This window comes from Veillonella sp., from assembly GCF_032470285.1.
In the GTDB taxonomy this organism is placed as follows: Bacteria; Bacillota; Negativicutes; order Veillonellales; family Veillonellaceae; genus Veillonella.
This window is the reverse complement of the sequence record NZ_JAWEKP010000006.1, coordinates 16,664-37,646: the sequence shown is the minus strand read 5'-3', so window position 1 is coordinate 37,646 and position 20,983 is coordinate 16,664. Positions and strand designations below refer to the sequence as shown.

At 39.5% G+C, this 20,983-nt stretch carries 20 protein-coding genes; 17 read left to right on the top strand and 3 right to left on the bottom strand.

Translation table 11 applies throughout. The features are described from left to right. The first annotated feature begins 309 nt into the window (after positions 1-309). The 6 genes from E7B10_RS07855 to E7B10_RS07830 are packed head-to-tail and all read left to right on the top strand — an operon-like array spanning position 310 to position 8,521. Entirely contained in the window at positions 310-1,260 is a 951-nt protein-coding gene (locus E7B10_RS07855; RefSeq protein ID WP_012864090.1) for an aspartate carbamoyltransferase catalytic subunit, read from the top strand. Beyond that, a complete protein-coding gene (locus E7B10_RS07850; RefSeq protein WP_123138508.1) occupies positions 1,244-2,530 on the top strand; it encodes a dihydroorotase in 1,287 nt (428 codons plus the stop codon). The genes E7B10_RS07855 and E7B10_RS07850 overlap by 17 nt, the downstream gene beginning before the upstream one ends. Beyond that, positions 2,530-3,597 carry a glutamine-hydrolyzing carbamoyl-phosphate synthase small subunit gene (gene carA / locus E7B10_RS07845; protein WP_316055559.1) on the top strand — a complete coding sequence of 356 codons (1,068 nt, stop codon included), beginning with the start codon at positions 2,530-2,532 and terminating at the stop codon, positions 3,595-3,597. The genes E7B10_RS07850 and carA overlap by 1 nt, the downstream gene beginning before the upstream one ends. Position 3,598: 1 nt before the next feature. Continuing rightward, entirely contained in the window at positions 3,599-6,799 is a 3,201-nt protein-coding gene (gene carB / locus E7B10_RS07840; RefSeq protein WP_316055558.1) for a carbamoyl-phosphate synthase large subunit, read from the top strand. A 4-nt stretch (positions 6,800-6,803) separates the two neighbouring features. After that, positions 6,804-7,571, top strand: coding sequence for a dihydroorotate dehydrogenase electron transfer subunit (locus E7B10_RS07835; RefSeq protein ID WP_278467766.1), 768 nt, complete (start codon positions 6,804-6,806; stop codon positions 7,569-7,571). Then, complete coding sequence (locus E7B10_RS07830; RefSeq protein WP_278467764.1) at positions 7,571-8,521, top strand: dihydroorotate dehydrogenase; 951 nt, start codon at positions 7,571-7,573, stop codon at positions 8,519-8,521. Before E7B10_RS07835 ends, E7B10_RS07830 begins: the two co-directional genes overlap by 1 nt. Positions 8,522-8,709: 188 nt before the next feature. Here the strand turns inward: E7B10_RS07830 and E7B10_RS07825 are convergent, their stop codons facing one another. After that, the gene (locus E7B10_RS07825) at positions 8,710-9,600 is read right to left on the bottom strand and encodes a LysR family transcriptional regulator (RefSeq protein WP_012864095.1); all 891 of its coding nucleotides are present in this window, start codon (positions 9,598-9,600) and stop codon (positions 8,710-8,712) included. A 195-nt stretch (positions 9,601-9,795) separates the two neighbouring features. On the opposite strand from E7B10_RS07825, the gene E7B10_RS07820 reads away from it, so the two are divergent. Continuing rightward, positions 9,796-9,981 (top strand): hypothetical protein, encoded by a 186-nt coding sequence (locus E7B10_RS07820; RefSeq protein ID WP_004695548.1) that lies wholly within the window; start codon positions 9,796-9,798, stop codon positions 9,979-9,981. Positions 9,982-10,004: 23 nt separating this feature from the next. Here E7B10_RS07820 and E7B10_RS07815 read toward each other — a convergent pair whose 3' ends face one another. Further along, on the bottom strand, positions 10,005-10,658 hold the full coding sequence (locus E7B10_RS07815) for a YigZ family protein (protein ID WP_195213618.1): 654 nt from the start codon (positions 10,656-10,658) through the stop codon (positions 10,005-10,007). Positions 10,659-11,069: 411 nt separating this feature from the next. Between E7B10_RS07815 and E7B10_RS07810 the strand changes: the two genes are divergently transcribed. Both E7B10_RS07810 and E7B10_RS07805 read left to right on the top strand, forming a co-directional pair. Continuing rightward, entirely contained in the window at positions 11,070-13,244 is a 2,175-nt protein-coding gene (locus tag E7B10_RS07810; protein ID WP_316055557.1) for a heavy metal translocating P-type ATPase, read from the top strand. 207 nt (positions 13,245-13,451) lie between these two features. Further along, complete coding sequence (locus tag E7B10_RS07805; RefSeq protein WP_024060993.1) at positions 13,452-13,979, top strand: ECF transporter S component; 528 nt, start codon at positions 13,452-13,454, stop codon at positions 13,977-13,979. A gap of 195 nt (positions 13,980-14,174) precedes the next feature. Here the strand turns inward: E7B10_RS07805 and E7B10_RS07800 are convergent, their stop codons facing one another. After that, positions 14,175-15,500 carry an FAD-containing oxidoreductase gene (locus E7B10_RS07800; RefSeq protein ID WP_316055556.1) on the bottom strand — a complete coding sequence of 442 codons (1,326 nt, stop codon included), beginning with the start codon at positions 15,498-15,500 and terminating at the stop codon, positions 14,175-14,177. Between the two features lie 299 nt (positions 15,501-15,799). Here E7B10_RS07800 and ylxM point away from each other — a divergent pair, with 299 nt between their 5' ends. From ylxM to E7B10_RS07760, 8 genes are all read left to right on the top strand, one after another. Then, positions 15,800-16,135: a YlxM family DNA-binding protein gene (ylxM, locus tag E7B10_RS07795; protein WP_004698456.1), complete on the top strand. Its 336-nt coding sequence runs from the start codon at positions 15,800-15,802 to the stop codon at positions 16,133-16,135. Next, positions 16,125-17,477, top strand: coding sequence for a signal recognition particle protein (gene ffh, locus E7B10_RS07790; RefSeq protein ID WP_012864101.1), 1,353 nt, complete (start codon positions 16,125-16,127; stop codon positions 17,475-17,477). The genes ylxM and ffh overlap by 11 nt, the downstream gene beginning before the upstream one ends. A 60-nt stretch (positions 17,478-17,537) precedes the next feature. Further along, on the top strand, positions 17,538-17,801 hold the full coding sequence (gene rpsP / locus E7B10_RS07785) for a 30S ribosomal protein S16 (protein ID WP_004695565.1): 264 nt from the start codon (positions 17,538-17,540) through the stop codon (positions 17,799-17,801). A gap of 21 nt (positions 17,802-17,822) precedes the next feature. Further along, positions 17,823-18,050, top strand: coding sequence for a KH domain-containing protein (locus E7B10_RS07780; protein ID WP_004695567.1), 228 nt, complete (start codon positions 17,823-17,825; stop codon positions 18,048-18,050). Between the two features lie 14 nt (positions 18,051-18,064). Beyond that, the gene (locus E7B10_RS07775; protein WP_004695569.1) at positions 18,065-18,472 is read left to right on the top strand and encodes a YlqD family protein; all 408 of its coding nucleotides are present in this window, start codon (positions 18,065-18,067) and stop codon (positions 18,470-18,472) included. Continuing rightward, positions 18,472-18,969, top strand: coding sequence for a ribosome maturation factor RimM (rimM, locus tag E7B10_RS07770; RefSeq protein WP_004698509.1), 498 nt, complete (start codon positions 18,472-18,474; stop codon positions 18,967-18,969). The genes E7B10_RS07775 and rimM overlap by 1 nt, the downstream gene beginning before the upstream one ends. A gap of 120 nt (positions 18,970-19,089) precedes the next feature. Next, positions 19,090-19,905, top strand: a complete 816-nt coding sequence (trmD, locus tag E7B10_RS07765) for a tRNA (guanosine(37)-N1)-methyltransferase TrmD (RefSeq protein WP_287511369.1) — start codon at positions 19,090-19,092, stop codon at positions 19,903-19,905. Then, on the top strand, positions 19,902-20,948 hold the full coding sequence (locus tag E7B10_RS07760) for a DUF4178 domain-containing protein (protein WP_287511370.1): 1,047 nt from the start codon (positions 19,902-19,904) through the stop codon (positions 20,946-20,948). The genes trmD and E7B10_RS07760 overlap by 4 nt, the downstream gene beginning before the upstream one ends. Positions 20,949-20,983: the final 35 nt, after the last annotated feature.

Sequence of the window (20,983 nt, the reverse complement as noted above, 5' to 3'; positions counted from 1 at the left end):
GATATAGAAGTGGATTAATAGTTGTTTAAATATAGAGAGGACAAGCAATTTTATATGCTTGTCCTCTTTTTAAAATACATATGAATTTTGTGTTTTACATTGACTTTCAAAGGTGGATTCAGTACAATAAATAAAGAAAATGCATATATGGTACGAGAGACCATTGCATAATACAATACCTTTTAATTTAGTCCAGAGAGGCTGAGAAAGGAATATAGTTGAAGTGCCCATAGGGGCTTCTTTGTGCAAACTATTTGACCTTTTGCCCTGGGCAAAAGGTTTTTTTGTTACGTGAGTTAGGAGGAAATCATGGGACAAGTTAGCCTAAAAGGCAAAGATTTATTGGGTTTGCAAAATGTGTCACCTGAAGAAATCAAATTGATTTTAGATGTGGCAAAGAAAATGAAGAAAATCGTTCTTTCTGATGACAAGAAGGTTCCACTATTAAAGGGGAAATCCATTATTAACCTTTTTATGGAACCAAGTACTCGTACTCGTAGTTCCTTTGAGTTAGCCGGAAAATATTTAGGGGCTGACGTAATCAATCTTTCTCCTAGTGGATCTTCCATGGGTAAAGGTGAAAGCTTCCGCGATACATTATTAACTATGTCCTACATGGGTACAGATGCTATCGTAATGCGCCACAGCGCAGAAGGTGCACCTTTATACGCTACGAAAGCCGTAGATCCGATTATCATTAACGCAGGTGATGGCGCTCATGAGCATCCAACACAAGCATTACTAGACATGTATTCTATCTTAGAGAAAAAGGAGTCTATTGAAGGATTAAAGGTGGTTATCCTTGGCGATATAATGCATAGTCGCGTAGCACGCTCCAACATTTATGGACTTACAAAAATGGGGGCTGATGTACATCTGGCTGGTCCTCGTACAATGGTATATCCAGAACTTGAAAAATTAGGTGTTACCGTACACCACGATATTCGTGAAGCCGTTGTTGATGCAGATGTTGTAAACGTACTTCGCATTCAATTAGAACGCATTCACTCTGCACTATATCCTACAAACAGAGAATATGCACGTATCTTTGGTATTAATAACGATGTATTGAAATTAGCTAAAGACGATGTAATGGTCATGCATCCAGGTCCAATGAACCGTGGTCTAGAAATCGCACCAGATGTGGCGTATTCTGATCAATCAGTAATTCAAGAACAAGTGCGTAATGGCGTAGCTATACGTATGGCTGTATTGTACTTAACTATTATCGGAGGTGACGGTAGTGAGCTTGCTTATTAAAAATGGTACGGTAGTAAATCCGGCGAAAAAACAAAACGAAGTAGCAGACATTCTCGTAAAAGATGGTAAAATTGCAGCCATCGGTCAAAACTTAAATGCTGAAGGTGCTGAGATATATGATGCAACAGGTCTTATTGTAGCACCAGGCCTTATCGATATTCACACACATTTGCGTGAGCCAGGTCAAGAAGCGAAAGAAGATTTCCACTCCGGTACACAAGCTGCTGCTGCAGGTGGTTTCACACGTGTTGTAACTATGGCTAATACAAATCCTGTGGTAGATAATGCTGCGCTCGTAAGAGGGTTGCAAAAGCAAGCCGAACTTACTGGTGTTGTTAAGGTAGAATTTATTGGTGCTGTATCAAAAGGTCTTGAAGGTAAGGAACTTGCTGAAATGGGGGATATGGCAGAAGCTGGTGTAGTAGCTTTCTCCGATGATGGCCACTATGTAGAAAATGCTGCATTTATGCGTCGTGCTTTAGAATACTCGTCCATGTTTAATAAGATGGTTATCGACCATGCAGAAGATATTACATTGACTAAAAATGGCCATATGCATGAAGGTATTGTTTCTTATGAATTAGGTGTTATTGGTCGCCCTGCAGTAGCTGAAGATTTGGCTGTTGCTCGTGATATCTTGTTATCTGAAATGACAGGTGGTCATATCCATATTGCTCACGTAAGTAGTAAAAATACTGTAGATATGGTGCGCCGTGCGAAGGCTAAAGGCCTTAATGTAACCTGTGAAGTTACAAGCCAACATTTGTCTTTCACAGATGAATACCTACGCGAATATAATCCAGCATTTAAAATGGCTCCTCCAATTCGCTCAGAAGATCATCGCCAAGCATTATTAGAAGGCTTGAAAGATGGCACAATCGATGCGATTATTACAGACCATGCACCACATGCATACGAAGAAAAAGACCATGAATTCTGCTGTGCACCAAATGGTTTCAGTGGCCTCGAAACATCTTTGGCAGCGGTTATTACAAATGCATATGGTCCTGATAAACTTAGCATTGATCAAGTTGTGTACTATATGAGTACTCGACCAGCTGAGTTGATGCACCTTGATGCAGGTGTTCTTGAAGTTGGTAAGCCAGCGGATATTACTGTATTCTCTACAACTGAAAAGTGGACAGTAGATAGAAATAAATTTTATACAAAAGGTAAAGTTAGCCCATTTGATGGTATGACTGTTACAGGTAAAGCTAAACTTACAGTAGTTGATGGCAAAATTGTTATGAAGGAGGGCGTAGTCTTATAATGAAAGGCAAGTTAGTTCTTGAAGATGGTTCCGTGTTTGAAGGTTCCTTATTAGGTGGCGCCCCAACGGTAGGTGAAGTTGTATTTAACACAGGTATGACCGGGTATCAAGAAATCTTGACTGACCCATCCTATGCGGATCAAATTATTACATTAACCTATCCTTTAATTGGTAATTATGGTACTTTAAATTCTATCACTCAAGGTCCTAAGCCATATTGTAAAGGTTTTATTGTAGGTGAACTATGTGACTTTCCATCTAACTGGCAAAATGAGGGGTTATTTAGTGAGTATCTTCGTTTGCACGGCATCCCTTGCCTTTATGATGTAGATACACGTGCGATTACACGTGTTCTTCGTAACCATGGTGTAATGAAGGGCGTACTCGTACGCTCTGATTACCCTATGGAGGATATTCAAAAATTGTTTAAACAAGACTTGCCAACAGATCAAGTTATGCGTGTAACTACAAAATGGCAAGGTATGCGTGGCGATAAAAATGCTGAATTCCACGTAGCGGTACTGGATTATGGTGTAAAGGAAAATATCCTTCGCTCTCTAGAAGCTGCAGGCTGTCGTCTTACTGTATTTCCTGCAGATGCTAAGGCTGAAGATGTATTGGCAGCAAATCCAGATGGTATTTTTTTATCTAATGGCCCTGGAGACCCTCAAGATCTTGGCTATGCAGTAGAAGAAGTAAAGAAAATGTTTGGTAAGAAACCAATCTTTGGCATCTGTATGGGGCATCAAGTATTGGCACAAGCTTATGGTGGTACCACATTCAAATTGAAATTTGGTCACCGTGGTTCTAACCATCCTGTACAAGATTTACGTACTGGTCGGGTATATATTACATCTCAAAACCATGGTTATGCGGTAGATGATACTTCTTTGCCAGATTTCGTAGAAATTACACATCGTAGTGTAAATGATGGTACCGTAGAAGGTATGCGTCATAAAGAATTGCCAATCTTCTCCGTACAATACCATCCAGAAGCATCCCCAGGACCTACTGATAACCTATATTTATTTGACGAATTTGAAGACTTAATGAGAAAGGGAAAATAATATGACCTCAGAAGCAAAAAAAGTACTTGTAATTGGTTCTGGTCCAATTATTATCGGTCAAGCTGCAGAGTTTGATTATGCTGGTACACAAGCATGCCGTTCCCTTCGAGAAGAGGGTTATAAAGTAGTATTAGTTAACTCCAACCCTGCTACTATTATGACTGATACAGATATTGCAGACCGCGTATATGTAGAACCTATTAGTCTTGAATTCGTAACAGAAGTTATAAAAAAAGAACGCCCTTGGGGCTTGTTGGCTACATTAGGTGGTCAAGTAGGTCTTAATATGGCGGTACAATTGTCTGAAGCTGGCGTATTAGAAGAATATGGTGTAAAACTTCTTGGTACAACTCTTGAAGCTATTAAACAAGCCGAAGACCGTGAACTCTTCAAAGAAGCGATGAAGGAAATTAATCAACCAGTTCCTGAATCCGATATCTTTAACGATCTTGAAGAAGCAGTAACCTTTGCTAATCGCATTGGGTATCCTATTATCATCCGCCCTGCATACACGTTAGGCGGTACAGGTGGCGGTATTGCCCATAACGAAGATGAAATGTATGAAATCACACGTCGTGGTTTGAAACTTTCACCAATTCACCAAATTCTAGCAGAACGTTCCGTTGCAGGCTGGAAAGAAATTGAATACGAAGTAATGCGCGATAGTGCAGATAATTGCATCATCGTATGTAACATGGAGAATATTGACCCTGTTGGTGTGCATACTGGGGACTCTATCGTTGTGGCACCAAGCCAAACCTTGAATGATATTCAATACCAAATGCTGCGTACCGCATCCGTTGAGATTATCCGTTATTTAAAAATCGAAGGTGGTTGTAACGTACAATACGCTTTGAATCCAAATAGCAACGAATATATTGTTATCGAAGTAAACCCTCGCGTATCTCGTTCCTCTGCATTGGCATCTAAAGCAACAGGTTATCCAATTGCGAAGGTAGCCGCAAAAATTGCAGTAGGCATGACATTGGATCAAATTACAAATGCTGTAACAGGCGAAACAAAAGCATGCTTCGAGCCTACACTCGACTATGTAGTAACGAAGTTCCCACGTTGGCCATTTGAAAAATTCAATTTGGCGGACCGCACATTGGGCACTCAAATGAAGGCTACTGGCGAAGTTATGGCTATCGACCGCTCTTTAGAAGGGTCTTTGTTAAAAGCAATTCGTTCCTTGGAGATCGGTTTAGACCATATTGAGCTTAAGAAAATCGCCCATGAATCCATGGAACAGCTTATCGAACGTTTACACTTAGTAGATGATGAACGTATCTATGTTGTGGCAGAAGCTCTTCGCAAGGGGATTAGTGTAGAAAAAATCCACTATATTACAAAAATTGATACATTCTTTATTGAAAAAATCAAAAACATTGTTAATGTAGAAAAAGCATTGGCTGAACAGGGCTTAACAGAAGATGTATTGCGCAAAGCAAAACGCTATTCCTTCACCGATTCTGTTATTGCTCGCTATGCTAATACAACTGTAGAAGAAGTTCGCGCAAAACGTAAAGAATGGAACATTCTACCAACATATAAATACGTAGATACCTGTGCGGCAGAATTTGAATCTAAAACGCCGTACTATTATAGTGCCTATGCGCAAGAAGATGAAGTTAAACCACTAGGTGAAAAATCTGTAGTAGTACTTGGTTCTGGGCCAATTCGCATTGGTCAAGGCGTAGAGTTTGACTATTGTTCCGTACACTCATCTTGGGCACTCCGTAAAGCGGGTTACCAATCCATTATGATTAATAACAACCCAGAAACAGTTTCTACAGACTTTGATATTTCTGATTCTTTATACTTTGAGCCATTGACTGTGGACGATGTTATGGAAATCATTGATAAAGAACAGCCAGTTGGCGTTATCGCTCAATTCGGTGGACAAACAGCGATTAACTTGGCAGGCCCATTGGCTAAGCGCGGTGTAAAAATTCTTGGTACATCCGTGGATAGCATCGATATGGCAGAAGACCGTGAACGCTTTGATGAATTGTTGGCGAAACTTGGCATTCCTCGTCCAGTAGGTGCTCTGGTAACCTCTGATGAAGAAGCACAAGAAGCAGCTAAAAAGTTAAAATACCCATTAATCGTTCGTCCTTCCTATGTATTGGGGGGGCGTGCGATGGAAATCGTATACAATGATAAAGAGCTTGATGTATACATGAAGGAAGCCGTAGTAGCATCTAAGGAGCATCCTGTTCTTATCGACCGTTACATGGTTGGTATGGAGGTAGAGGTTGATGCTATTTCCGACGGTACTGATGTATGTATCCCTGGTATTATGGAACAAATCGAACGTGCCGGTGTTCACTCTGGTGACTCCATGGCCGTTTACCCAGCTCAACACTTGAGTCAAGAATTGATTGATCAAATTGTTGACTATACACGTCGTATTGCAGTAGGTCTTAATGTTAAAGGTGTGCTTAACATTCAATACATCGTGGCTGATGGTGAACTTAATGTAATCGAAGTTAACCCTCGTTCTAGCCGTACTGTACCATTCATATCTAAGGTTACAGGTATCAATATGGTAGAATGTGCAACACGCATTGCTCTTGGTGAAAGCTTAAAAGACTTAGGCTTACCACATGGTCTTGTACCTAATAAACCATATGTAGCTGTAAAAGCACCTGTATTCTCCTTCTCTAAAATGGGTCTTGTAGAAATCGCTCTTGGACCTGAAATGAAATCTACTGGTGAGGTTATGGGGATTGGTCGCACATATTCTGAAGCTTTATTCAAAGCTATCAATGGTGCCAACATGCGTATCCCAGAGGATGGTACAATCCTTATGACTGTTGCAGACCGCGATAAAGAGGAGGCTAGTCAATTAGCAAAAGGCTTTATTGATTTGGGCTATCATATTGAAGCAACTGGTGGTACTGGTAAATACTTCAAGGAACATGGCGTTGACTGCAAGGTAGTTAACAAAATCTCTGAAGGTGATGATAACTGTGCTGACCACATTCGTCAAGACAAAGTCGATCTTGTACTTAATACATTGACTGCAGGTAAACGACCTGAACGCGAAGGCTTCCAATTGCGTCGTCTTGCTGTAGAAATGGGTACACCATGCTTAACAAGTCTCGATACAGCACGGGAAGTATTGCGTGTTGTGGCGAATCGTAAAGATGATGCGAACTACACTGTAGAAGCATTACAAGATTTTGAATTGGAGTAAAACCATGAGTGGCTATGTAGAACAGGGCGAAGTCGTTCGCAATGAGCAAATAGGCTCTGATGTGTGGATTATGGATATTCACGCACCAAAACAGGCAGCAGAAGCAAATATAGGACAGTTTTGTAATGTTCGCGTAGCGGACTCTACGGCGCCATTATTGCGCCGTCCTATTAGCTATGCTGGATTTGATGCCCGAAAGGGTACGATTACCCTTTTGTATCGCGTTGTAGGCAAGGGGACTGAAATTATGACACGTCTCGTGCCTGGTGATACATTAGATTGTTTAGGTCCTTTGGGCGAACCGTTTGTAACATCTAATAATATGCTTCTCGTTGGCGGTGGCGTTGGTATTGCACCGATGCTATGTATCGCATCCCATTTGCAAAAAGATGAAGAAGCACAAGTTATTCTTGGTTTTAGAAATGAAAGCGAAACCTTCTGGGCTGATTTATTTAAAGATACGCCTGTTCAAGTCCACATCACTACTGATGATGGTAGCCTAGGTACAAAAGGCTTCCCTACAGCAATCATGCCTGACCTAATTAATGCTAATTCGTTTACCTCTGTTATGACTTGTGGTCCTATGCCTATGATGAAAGGCGTAGCACAAGTGGCTAAAGAACTCAATGTGCCATGCCAAGTATCTTTAGAAGAGCGCATGGGATGTGGTACGGGCGGTTGCTTAGGTTGCGCTTGTGATGGTGCCGGTGGCAAACGTTATAAAGTTTGTAAAGATGGTCCTGTATTCCCAGCTGAGGAGGTGTTCTTTTAATGCGTGAACGCGATTTAAATAACACCGTTACGCCTAATCCAAAGCTCGCCATCGATTACTGCGGGATTAAGATGAAAAATCCTATTATCGCTGCATCTGGTACCTTTGGTAATGGCCCTGAGTATGCTGGTTATTTAGACCTTAGTAATGAAGTAGGTGCTATTTCTGTAAAAGGATTAACACCTAAAGGTCGTCATGGCAATCATGGTACTCGCATTGCAGAAACACCATCTGGCGTATTGAACTGTATTGGCCTTGAAAATCCTGGGGCTGAACATTTTGTTAAAGAAATTCTGCCGGATATTAAGAAATATGATGTACCTTTATTAGCCAATATGTCTGCGGGCACAATTGATGAGTTTACTTGGATGGCAGAGACGTTATCTGTAGATGGTATTGCAGGATTAGAAGTAAACGTATCTTGCCCAAATGTAGAATGTGAAGGCATGGCATTTGGTGTAGATCCAAAGGTCGTTGAATCAGTAACTAAAGCGGTTCGTAAGGTAACGGATAAACCTGTTATCGTTAAGCTTTCACCAAATGTAACAGACATTGTAGAAATCGCAAAAGCCGTTGAAGCAGGCGGTGGCAATGGGGTAAGTCTAATTAATACCTTGTTGGGCATGGCTATAGATATTCACCGTCGTAAGCCTGTATTGGGTAATACTTACGGTGGATTATCAGGCCCAGCCGTAAAGCCTGTGGCTCTTCGCATGGTTCATCAAGTTTATAAAGGGGTAACTATTCCTATTATTGGTCTTGGTGGTATCATGACTGGCACAGATGCTATCGAATTTATGATGGCAGGGGCGCAAGCTGTTCAAGTTGGTACAGCTACGATGGTAGATCCAACAGCAATTTCACGTATTGCCCGTGAAATAAGCGAATATGTAGAACAATATAATCTTAACAGCATCACTGATATTGTAGGTGCTGTTCATCAAGCTTAATAAAATCATATCTACGGTGAACTTAAGCAACCATAAGCATTGCCGTAATGTAAGATCTGATACAAAAAGACCTAGTACAATTTGTACTAGGTCTTTTCTTATGTATTGTATTGGCATCTATAATCAAATAGGTACCAATCATATGAGCTGTTAATGTCATAGTATGGTAATAGTATGTACAAATATGATTATACATAGGCTTTGTAAAAGTCAATAAATTGCTGTGCTACTGGGGAAAGTGCATGGCCTTTAAGTGTGATAAAAGCTTTTTTGAAATCTCCCGAGAATTCTGGCAATTTGATGCGGGCCATTTTGCGATGATTGATAAGTTCCTTAGCGTCCATTGGGACTAAAGAAACTGTACGACCAGAAGAGGCCCACTCAATAGCTGAGCTTTTTGTTGTAGTTATAGCTACCGCATTAAGTTGCTCCATATCTGTTAAGCTAGACTGCATAATCATTCGAACAGAGCCACCAGAAAGGGATAGAGGACATTTTTTTATGTCTTCCCACGTGATGGTATCATGCTCACGATCTGTCCAGAATACATCACGACGGAAAATAGCGTATAAATGCTCTTCTTGGGTAAGCAGGATATCGAATTTATCGACATCTACCATTTGAATATTGGCGATACCTAATTCGGCGCTACCGTTGATGAGTTGGGTCACTACATTTGTCATAAGTCCTTCATAAATTTCAAAATGGACAGATGGATATTTCATGGAAAAAGCTGGTAAATATTGCTGTACGATTGGCGTTGAACGAGATGCAGACGTCGCAATACGTAAAGTACCTTCAATGCGTGAATTCAATTGTTGTACAGCATTATATGTAGATTCTTCAATAGAGCAGAGTTGTTGCGCTTTTTCGTAGAAGATTTTACCAGCATCTGTTAATTGCAAGTTTGATCCTCGTTGGCCGCGTTTAATGTTGATTAATTGAGCCCCAAATTCAGCCTCTAAATATTTCAACTGCTTACTTAACGCTGGTTGTGTAATATGAAGAATCTCTGCGGCCTGTGTCATATTGCCCGTTTGAACAAGGGTAATAAAATTGTGGTAGTAAGATGTATCCATAGAATCTCCCTATTATACACATAATATGATAAATAAAAATTATAACGAACTAAGTAACGGTCATTTCACATTTAATAAAATGCTATATATACTAAATTCAACAAAGTAATAGAAAGTAAATTGAGTTTTAAATTATCTTTCTATACTTATCACAAATTTTGATATACAACAAGAGTTAAGAAAGTAGGTACTACTATGGGCGTGGTAAAAAGAACCTTAGGTCAAGCAATTCGTAATTGGGAAGCACGTAGATTAATGACGGCTCGTAATAAAATTAGCCGGAAAAAACAATTAGAACGAGTATGGCCTTATCCTATGACTAAGGAAAAACGTCGTGAACTCGGTCAAGGCATAGCCGGTTTAGTTAATAACGGCAATTAAAAGTTTGGAATCTACTAACTAGATTAGTTATCTAGTGGTAGTACCACCTCAATAGAATCTAATACAGTACAAGTAGCAGCTCCATGACTTATGTCTTGGAGCTCTTTTTGTATGCGCTCTACATCAGTAGGTGGTATTAGAATTGTAATGTCTACATATTCACCAAAGCTTGCTTCATAATGTAAATTTTCGTCCTGTAAATATCTTTCTACTGCTCCATACAGCGAATAGTCAATCTTTGCTTGTACTCGGGTTCGTGTTGTATGTAGTTCTTTAGGGGCAAGACGTAAGGTTTCCGCAACAGAGTGTGAATAGGCCCGAATCAAGCCACCAGCGCCCAATTTAATACCTCCAAAATAACGCGTTACGACGACGGCTACATTGGTAATGCCAGTCTTTTTGAGTACTTCTAGCATTGGTTTACCTGCTGTACCTGATGGTTCTCCATTATCGGAAGATCGTTGTTGTTCTTGCTGTGGGCCTAATGCATAGGCTGTACAGTTATGGCGCGCATCCCAGAATTCTTTATTGATGCGGCTTATAAAGGTTTGGGCTTCCTCTTCAGTCTTGCAAGGATATACAGTTGTTATAAACCGTGATTTTTCAACAACATATTCATGGCGAAATTCTTTTGCTAGAGAAATAAATTCCACCGTAGGGCTTATTGATTCAGACATATATTCACCTCCTTTGGAATCAAAGTTTATGTTTATTCATCATCACTTTATTATAATCTATTTATGAAGGCTATGTATAGGTAAAAGAGGTTAATTCCCTTGTAAAAATGAAATAACCCTCTATATTTGGTAGGATATTGACGTAATGAGAATTTATGTTATTATTAAATATAGATATATGAGTAGTTACTCATGAAATATGTTCAATATTGAAGTTTTAGAGTATATTAAACATTCTTAGTGAACCTGTTTATGGCTATTTTATTTACAATAAGGTATATATCATTTTTATAGACCGATGTTTAGACGTATATTTAAGTATATAGATACAAAATATAGTACGGATTTGTAATAATATAGTAAGTTGTAAGATAAGATATATGTATCTACAGAGTAGAAAGGCCTGTGAATATGAGCGTAAAAAAACAAGAATTTGATATTACAGGTATGCACTGTGCAGCCTGTGTAAAACGTGTTGAAAATGTTGTTTCTAAACTTGATGGCGTAGAATCTGTTAAGGTTAACCTCTTAACTCGAAAGGGGAGCGTTGAATATAAAGACGGGGCTGCTGTAGATTCACAACAGATTATTGATGCCATTACGAATATCGGCTTTGGTGCTGCAGAAGCAGACGAAACAAAGCAAGAAATAGAAAAGGTTAACTTAAAACCTCATATTATACGACTTATTATTGCTGCTTGTATGGCGGTACCGATGATGATTAATATGACCTTACATCGATTTGGTATTCAGGCATTGCCTGTATGGGTAGAGTTTGTTCTTGCTACTATTGCTCAGTTCGGTCCTGGTCTCATGTTCTATAAGAGCGCCTGGAGTGCAGTGAAAAATGGGGCGCTTACGATGGATGTGCTCGTTGTAATGGGCACGACGGTAGCTTATCTATTCAGTATCTATAACTGGCAATTTCACCCTGAATTAGGCCCTCATGGAATATATTTTGAAACCTCTGCGTGGCTCATTACTTTTATCCTTCTTGGTAAACTCTTAGAAGAGATTGCAAAAGGGCGTACCTCCGAAGCACTTCAAAAATTGATTGCCTTACAACCTGCAACGGCTCATGTGTTGCGTGATGGAGAATTTATTGATATCCCTACATCTAAGGTGGTAGCCGGTGATATTTTACAAGTTCGTGCAGGTGAAAAGATCCCTGTTGATGGCACGATTACTGAGGGATATTCCACAGTAGATGAGGCTATGCTGACCGGTGAAAGCTTACCGGTAGAAAAACAAGTTGGTTCTGAAGTTATTGGTGCTACTATAAACCTAAGTGGTGCTTTTACCATGGAAGCCAAGCGTATCGGTTCCGATACGATGTTGTCTCAAATTATCAAGGTTGTAGAAGAGGCACAAACCTCCAAGGCTAGTATTCAACGTATTGCAGATATCGTGGCTCAATATTTTGTACCGACCGTTATTGGCCTTGCTGTTTTGACAGGTCTTGTGTGGTACTTCATTATGGGAGATTCTATTAACGTTGCTCTCATTAATGCAACAGCGGTACTGGTTATCGCATGTCCTTGTGCGCTTGGCCTTGCTACACCAACATCTATCATGGTTGGGTCTGGACTTGGTGCGGAACACGGTGTGCTCATCAAGAGTGCAGAATATCTTGAAAAAGCGGGTAAACTCGATGCCATTGTTATGGATAAAACCGGTACCCTTACACAGGGTGTATTGGATGTGACGGCTTTTAAAAATTACAATGGTGATGAAAGTACGAATATGTCTATTATGATGGCTCTTGAAAGTGGCACATCTCATCCGATTGCAAAGGCTATGGTTTACTACGGTGAAGATCAGGGCTACAAAGGTAAAGCTGTTGAACTTGAAAGTTTCGCTGATGTACCAGGTAAAGGGTTACAAGGTGCCTACCAAGGCGTATCCGTACAACTTGGGCACAGTCGTTGGATGAACGAACTAGGTTATGATTTAACTGCGGTTCAAGAAGATATTTTACAATTTGAAGAACAAGGTGCTTCTGTATCTGTTCTAGCTGTAGATGGAGTTGTTAGTGCTTTGTGGGCTGTAGAAGATGAATTACGTCCAGAAACTATTGAGGTTGTAAAAGAGTTACATGCTCAAGGTATTGATGTATGGATGCTTACTGGTGATAATCGTCGAACTGCTCAATATATTGCTAAACAAGCGGGTATCTCTCATGTTATAGCTGAAGTATTGCCTCAAGACAAGGCTAGCAAGGTAAAAGAATTGCAAGATAAAGGTCTTGTAGTGGGGATGGTTGGTGACGGTATCAATGATGCTCCGGCGCTTGTTACGGCAGATATTGGTTTTGCCATCGGTAGTGGTACAGATATTGCGGTAGAAGCAGCCGATATCGTCCTCGTACGTAATGATTTGCATACACTGGTACAAGCTGTACGCCTCAGCCGTAAGACAATGACCAACATTAAACAAAACCTATTCTGGGCATTGATCTTTAACTGTATTGGCATTCCTTTGGCCGCTATCGGTGCGTTAAATCCTATGATTGCTGGTACAGCGATGGCATTTAGCTCTGTTACAGTCGTAAGTAATTCACTTCGTTTGAAACGAGCTAAAATTTAAGATTATACATATAATTGAATACTATAAAGCACCTATACAGAGGTATAGGTGCTTTATTATATCTACAGACATATAGTTAAGTATATATTTATATCTTGTATTGAGACGTGAAATGGATATTTAATTCCTACGATAATGGTGTTTTTAGACGGCTTATGATTTGTTATACTGAATATAGTGATTGATTTAAAAGAGAGGTTCATGATTATGAAATTAAGTACTCGAGACATTGTCTATATTGGCTTTATTGCCGCGTTATGTGCAGTGGCTACTACAATTCGCATTGAAATACCAGGTGGCGCTATGGTTCATTTAGGATCTGCTGCACTCTTTACAACATCTATCCTCTTTGGTGGATTATATGGCGGCTTAGGTGCGGCAATTGGATCTGCACTATTTGATCTCTTTGGTGGTCATACGCAGTATATCGTATTCTCTTTCTTTATTAAAGGCATTGCAGGACTTATCGTAGGTGGTATGACTGCAGGCTATTTGCCACCCTCTATTACAAAACCAACGGCATCCTTTGGTCGTATTTTAGTAGCCCTTATTATTGGTGCTATTTGGACAGCTTTAGGCTACTTCCTTGCGTGGTGGTTTGTTCTTGAAAGTGCGGTCGTTGCGGCTAGCAAAATTCAATACTCCTTGATTACAAGTGCCGCAGGCATTGTAGTAGCAATTATATTAACACCTAAATTACAAACGATAGTACGCAGATTGTTTACTAAAAATTAATTTATATAATGTTTTAGGCAGATAATGGTAAAATATCTATAATAATCTAATATATTTATAATGACCTAATACACTTATATATAACTGCCTTTTCATTACATACAAAAGCCTTTAGATGCTAAATTAGTTTAGTGTCTAAAGGCTTTTGTGTTAGGTTATTAATTTAGACTAGTGTTTGTATTAGCTATTAAGCTATTAGAAATTACACAAGTCATTTAGGTTTTCTGCCATTGTAGGGTGTGTGAAGATTTGATTTTTGAAATATGTATATGGAATGTTGTTATCCATAGCCATTTTAATCAAGTTAATCAATTCTTCAGCACCTTGGGAATAGAGTGTAGCACCGAGGATTAAATCGTTTTCTGCATCTACAACGATTTTAAAAGCACCTTTTAAATAGTCGTTTACGTGGGCTCTTGGCATGGTAGCTACGAGCATTTCCTTGGTTTTAATCGTATATCCTTGGTTGATTGCATCTTCTTCTGTAAGACCTACCCGAGAAAGTGGAGGTGTTAGGAAGGTAGTATAAGGTATATTTTTACGATCTTTTAAGGTATAGTGGCCGCTGCCTGTAAGTGCACCAAATACGATACGGAAGTCATCAAGAGATATATATGTGAATTGAGGACCACCGTTTACATCGCCGACTGCGTATACACCAGGAACGGAGCTTTCACAAGTATCATTAACTACAATAGCACCGCGTTCGTTAGTAGCGATATCAGTATGTTCTAAACCGATATTAGCTGTATTGGCTTTGCGACCTGTAGCGTATAGAACCGCATCAAATGTATAGTTTTGATTATTAGCCTTGATAACTGGTTTGTTAACATCATTGGATACAGAGTCTAATGTTACATTATTAAGAATGGTAATACCTTGTTCAGTTAAGTACTCAGTAGCTAGTTCCTGAATGATAGGTTCTTCGCGTTTTAAGATGCTAGATTCGATATTAAAAACTGTAACCTTTGTACCTAGCTTAGCATATAGACTTGCAAATTCTAGGCCGATAGGTCCGGCACCGATAACACCTAATGTACTAGGTTGAGTAGGTAATTGTTGAATTTCAGTACTATTATAGAAACCTGTAGCTGTATCAATGCCAGAAATATTAGGCTTAATGGCCACAGCTCCGGTATTAATAATGATCGTGTCAGCAGATAAGATAATCTTATCTTCACCAGCAGTAACAGCGACTTCTTTATTGCTAATAAATGCACCATGTCCAGTATAGACATCGACATGTTCATTTGTATCTAACATACCGAAGTTTTTATTGCGTAAGCGAGATGTAACAACTTCACGTTGGTTTAATACTTGATCGTATGATAAGCCTTTTGACGCGGCAATGATCATCGTCTTAGTAGGGATACATGCGATATTAATACATGTACCACCGTACATTAGTGGATTTTCTTCAATCATGGCTACGGATTTGCCCATAGAGCCAAATTTTGCGGCTAATGTTTTGCCAGCCTTGCCGAAACCTAAGACGATAATGTCATATTGTTTGGTATTCATATAATACCTCCTGTTTTTTATATTGAAAATATTAGATATTGATATTATAGCATATTATTATAGATATAAAAGTAGAAATTAGAAATAATTATCATTGATTATGAATTAAATTTGTCTAGAATGATTATGTTAAGGTAGTCAATTAGTTTATTGGTTTTTTGTTAAAGGGGATGAGATAGCTTGTATATCTGTGATTATATCAATAAATTAAGTGTGTTAAGTATTTCTACTTGACACATTTCTTTATGTACGGTAGTATATGTAAAGTAATATGACTTGACAGTGATGGAGGTGGCGAAATGGAAGAACGAGTGCTCATAAGTTTGCTCTTAGATTTCTATGGGCCATTGTTGACAGATAAGCAACGGATGTCCTTGCAACTTCACCACGAAGATGATATGTCCCTTGGCGAGATTGCTGAGGAATTAGGTGTATCACGACAGGCTGTACACGATAATTTACAGCGTGCTCGACACATTTTAAATGATTACGAATCAAAATTGCACTTGGTGGCACAATATGAACAACGGGAAGGCTTGCTTTCACAGTTGAAAGCAACATTGCCTAAAGAGGTGTTGTCCGAAACTAAGGTGCAACAAGTATTGGCGCAAATGGAGGGATATTATGGCATTTGATAGCTTGTCAGAAAAACTGCAAGAAGCCTTTCAATCCTTAAAGGGGAAGGGCAAAATTACAGAAGATGATGTCAATCTTGCGTTGCGTCAGGTACGTACGGCTCTATTAGAAGCGGACGTTAATTTTATGGTAGCGAAGGACTTTGTTAAGTCCATTAAGGAAAAGGCCCTCGGTGAAGAGGTGTTCGGTTCCTTGAATCCAGCTCAAACGGTTATTAAAATCGTAAATGATGAGTTAACGGCTCTCTTAGGTGGTACACAAAGTCGTATCATGATTTCTAGCAAGCCACCAACAATTATTATGCTCGTTGGTTTGCAAGGTGCTGGTAAAACCACAACAGCTGGTAAACTAGCTGTATACTTACGCAAACAAGGTAAACGTCCGATGCTTGTCGCTGCCGACGTATATCGTCCAGCTGCGATTACTCAGTTGCAAGTTGTAGGTAAGCAAATTGATATTCCAGTATTTTCGGATGAAACACCTGGTGCAAATCCAGTAGATATTGCGCGTCGTGCCGTAGAGCAAAGCACGCATATGTTGAAAGATGTTGTTATTATCGATACAGCAGGTCGTTTGGCAATTGATGAAGTCCTCATGGATGAGTTGTCCAATATCAAAGCTGCTGTTCGACCTCATGAAATTCTACTCGTTGTAGATTCTATGATCGGTCAAGATGCGGTAACAACAGCGCAAACATTTAATGAAAAATTAGGTGTTGATGGTGTTATCCTTACTAAACTTGATGGTGATGCGCGCGGTGGTGCTGCATTATCTATCAAAGCTGTAACAGGCTTGCCAATCAAGTTCACTGGTGTGAGCGAAAAAATGGATGGTTTCGATGTATTCTATCCAGATCGCATGGCTTCTCGTATCCTAGATTTGGGCGACTTTAAAACGTTGATTGAAAATGTTCAAGGTGCCATCGATGAAGAAGAAGCTCGTGAAATGGCAAAGAAAATGGCGAAAAACAATTTCACCTTGGATGACTTCTTAAAACAGATGAACCAGGTGAGAAAGTTAGGGCCATTACAAAATATTATTGGCATGTTGCCAGGTATGGGGCAAATTAAGGACCAATTAAAGGACCTTGATTTGAATAGTAAAGAGGTGCGTCGTATTGAGGCTATCATTACATCCATGACGGCGGCAGAGCGAGAAAATCCAAGTATTCTTAATGGTTCCCGCCGCAAGCGTATTGCATTAGGTTCTGGTACACAGGTTCAAGATGTAAATCGCTTGTTGAAACAATTTGAAGAAGCGCGGAAGATGATGAAGCGCATGCAAGGTTTACGTGGCGGTAAGGGCGGCTTCCCTGGAATGCCTAAATTGCCGTTTATGTAATACATGGGCAGGGGCGCTGAACTTGTCCATCCACATCAGTATAAGGAGGTGAATTTCACAATGTTAAAAATTCGTTTGACTCGTTTAGGTGCTAAAAAAGCTCCTTTCTACCGTATCGTAGTTGCTGACGCACGTGCTCCACGTGAAGGTCGTCCTGTTGACACAATTGGTCAATATGATGCTACTAAACAACCAGCTATCGTTAATGTAGACGAAGAAAAAGCTTTGGCTTGGTTAGCTAAAGGTGCTCAGCCTACTGACACTGTTCGCTCCTTGTTCAAAAAACAAGGCGTTATGCAAAAATTTGCAGACGCTAAAAAGTAATTAATAGAGAGGCATACTGTGATGATAGAATTAATTTCATTAATTGCGAAATCATTAGTGAAGCAGCCTGATGCCGTTTCTGTTACCATGGTCCAAAAGGGGAATGTGGAAGTTTATGAACTTCATGTAGCCCCAGAGGATATGGGTAAAGTCATCGGAAAGCAAGGTAGAATTGCTAAAGCGATTCGCTCTGTGGTGAAAGCGGCGGCTATTAAAGAGAACAAAAAGATATCTGTTGATATTGTCTAAAAGGGAGTATTCCAATGGAAGAAATGACATTACGTGTCCCTGTAGCAGTAAAAGCAAAAGTAACAGACGACTTGAAAGCGAAAATTGTATCCGATCTTGAAACTCGCCTTGATATGGTAAATAAAGATTTGGAAGCAATTGAGTTTCAAGCCCAACGTATTTTGGCTGATGCAGCTAAAGTTGATGCTACAAGTCTTACTGCTATTCGTCAACAAATCGACGAAGAAAAAAATAAACGCTTGGCTTTCAAAGAAGAAGTAACAGCTAAATTGAAGGATGCTAAGGAGTTGTCTTTAGGAACTGAAATTCCTCAAGGTACATTAGAGCAAACAGTTACCGTTAAAATCGGGGATAATTTGGATGCCTTGATGGGCGCTGAAATCCTATTAGAAGACGGTAAGATCGTTGCGTTTCGTCAATAATGAAGCATAACGATTTCATCACAATAGGTGTTATCATCGCCCCGCACGGTGTGCGGGGTGATCTTCGTATTATGCCTCAAACCGATTTTCCAGAACGGTTTATGCATATGGATGCCTGTTACATCGATGGTAAAGAATACCACGTTGCATCCGCACGATTTCACAAGCAATTTGTTTTAGCATCTTTTAAGGAAATTCCTGATCGCAATACGGCTGAACTATTCAGTAAGAAAGCAATTCAAGTTCGTCGTGAAGATTTAGTGGAATTGCCAGAAGGCCGTTACTATATTTTTGATATCATTGGTCTTGAGGTACAAGATACTATGGGTAACGTGCTTGGCACAGTTACTGATGTATTACAACCTGGTGCTAATGATGTATATGTGGTCTCCAAAGATGGGGAACCAGATCAATTATTTGCAGCCATTGAAGAGGTCGTTAAAGACATCGATGTGGAAAATAAATTGATGATCGTAGATCCGCCTGAATGGATATAATCCTTTGGGCGGTTTTGTTTTATCTACATATAGGTATATTAGCGTAAAAGTTATATAATATAGCTATATATAGATAATACTAATGGGTTAATGTGAGTTAATAAGTACAGGGGACGGTTTATGCGTATTGATATTGTATCTTTATTTCCAGATTTTTTTGATGCGTTTTTTAATCATTCCATCATAAAACGAGCTATTGAGACAGAACGTCTATCTGTGGGTGTAACGAATCCTCGAGATTTTAGCCATAATAAGCATGGCCAAGTAGATGATACACCATATGGTGGTGGGGCTGGTATGCTCATGATGGCACCTCCTATTTTTGAAGCCGTAGAATCCGTTATTGCTCAATATGATAGTGATATTAATGATACTTATACCACAGATGAGATGTGTGATGAAATGAGTCTTATTGGTAATCCTAATGAAAGTATACGACGTCATATTATCTTTATGGGACCTACAGGACAGCCTTTCACACAGGAGAAGGCTCGTGAATTGGCTAGCTATGATCAAGTGGTCCTTATTTGTGGTCATTATGAAGGTGTAGATTATCGCGTAGAGAAACATCTTGTAGATGAAACGATTTCTATTGGTGATTATGTATTGACCGGTGGTGAGTTGCCAGCTATGGTAGTTACTGATGCAGTGGCTCGCATGATTCCCGGTGTATTAGGCGCAGCTAGTGGGGCCCAAGAGGATTCTTTTTATGAGCCCCTTTTAGAATGCCCACAATATACAAAACCACCAGAATTTAGAGGTTGGACTGTTCCAGATGTATTGCGTAGTGGTCATCATAAAAATATTGCCGCATGGCGTCAAAAGGAAGCACTAAAAAGAACACGATTATTACGGCCTGATTTATTGGAACGACCATTAACAAAAGAGGAAGTTAAACTGTTAAAAGAAATTATTGCAGAAGAGTCTAGGCTATGAATTTTAAGTGTTATGATGTTGTAGAGATTCAGGGAAAACGATATGTAGTCGGGGAGGTCATTTCTTATCAAGAGTTTATCGTTGATAAAACAATACGTTATGATCTTAATGATGAAAATTATAAAAAAGAACTAGGTGTTTCCAAAGGAGCTCAGTCTTGGACCGAATATGGTCTTATGCCCGTTAATGGGATGGATAAAAAATGGCTTACCATTGTAAACGGTGAAAAAGAATATTGCACTTTTTCTGAAACAGTTTTACGTTCAACCCCTCCTGCAGGATATAGACTACATGATAAAGGTATAGAACGTGTCGTAGCTGTGGAGGGGCAATCGAAGGCTAGAAGTGGCGACGAAGCAGATTATAAAGAATATAGATCAATTAAAAAGGATAAAACCTATGTATTCTTTATTGAGGACTGGCATGGTGGTTTGACGGATCAGGCTCAAGGTGAGCGGATTCGTTTGTCTGATGTACATCGACGGCGAGATCAGGCTGCTCAAGCAGTGAGTAAAAAGATTCGTAATGCAGCGAGGAGAAAAGAATGGACACAATTGGGTCTGAGTTGGGGAATCATTTTATTCTTTTTTGGATATTTGTTTATAGGAGATATGTCTTGGCATGAATTGCGTGATGAAGTAGGCTTCCCATATACCATGGAAGAGCACATTAAAGATTCCTATTATTATGAACCGCAAGGTACAAAAGACGGTTTGATGGTATATACGTCAAAGCAAGATCCAAATGCAACGGCTATCGATCTTATCGATGCTGTGTATGGCAAGGTTTATACCATTAAACAAGATACTAAGTCCCCTGAGCAGTGGATTGTCATTTATACGACTAAAGATGTATCTGTTATTAGTGTGGTTAATGGCACTACGTATGTTGAAGTGGGGCAATTAAAAAACTTGTCAGATTCGGAGGATACACGATTAGCGACTATTAGAAATGACAGTGAAATATTGTTACGATATGCGTATATGGTGGAGTTAAAGAATAAGCAGGGTCGTAAGACGTTATCAAATATAATAAAAGATTGATATAGTATTGATTTCAGTTACGAAATCAAACGAAG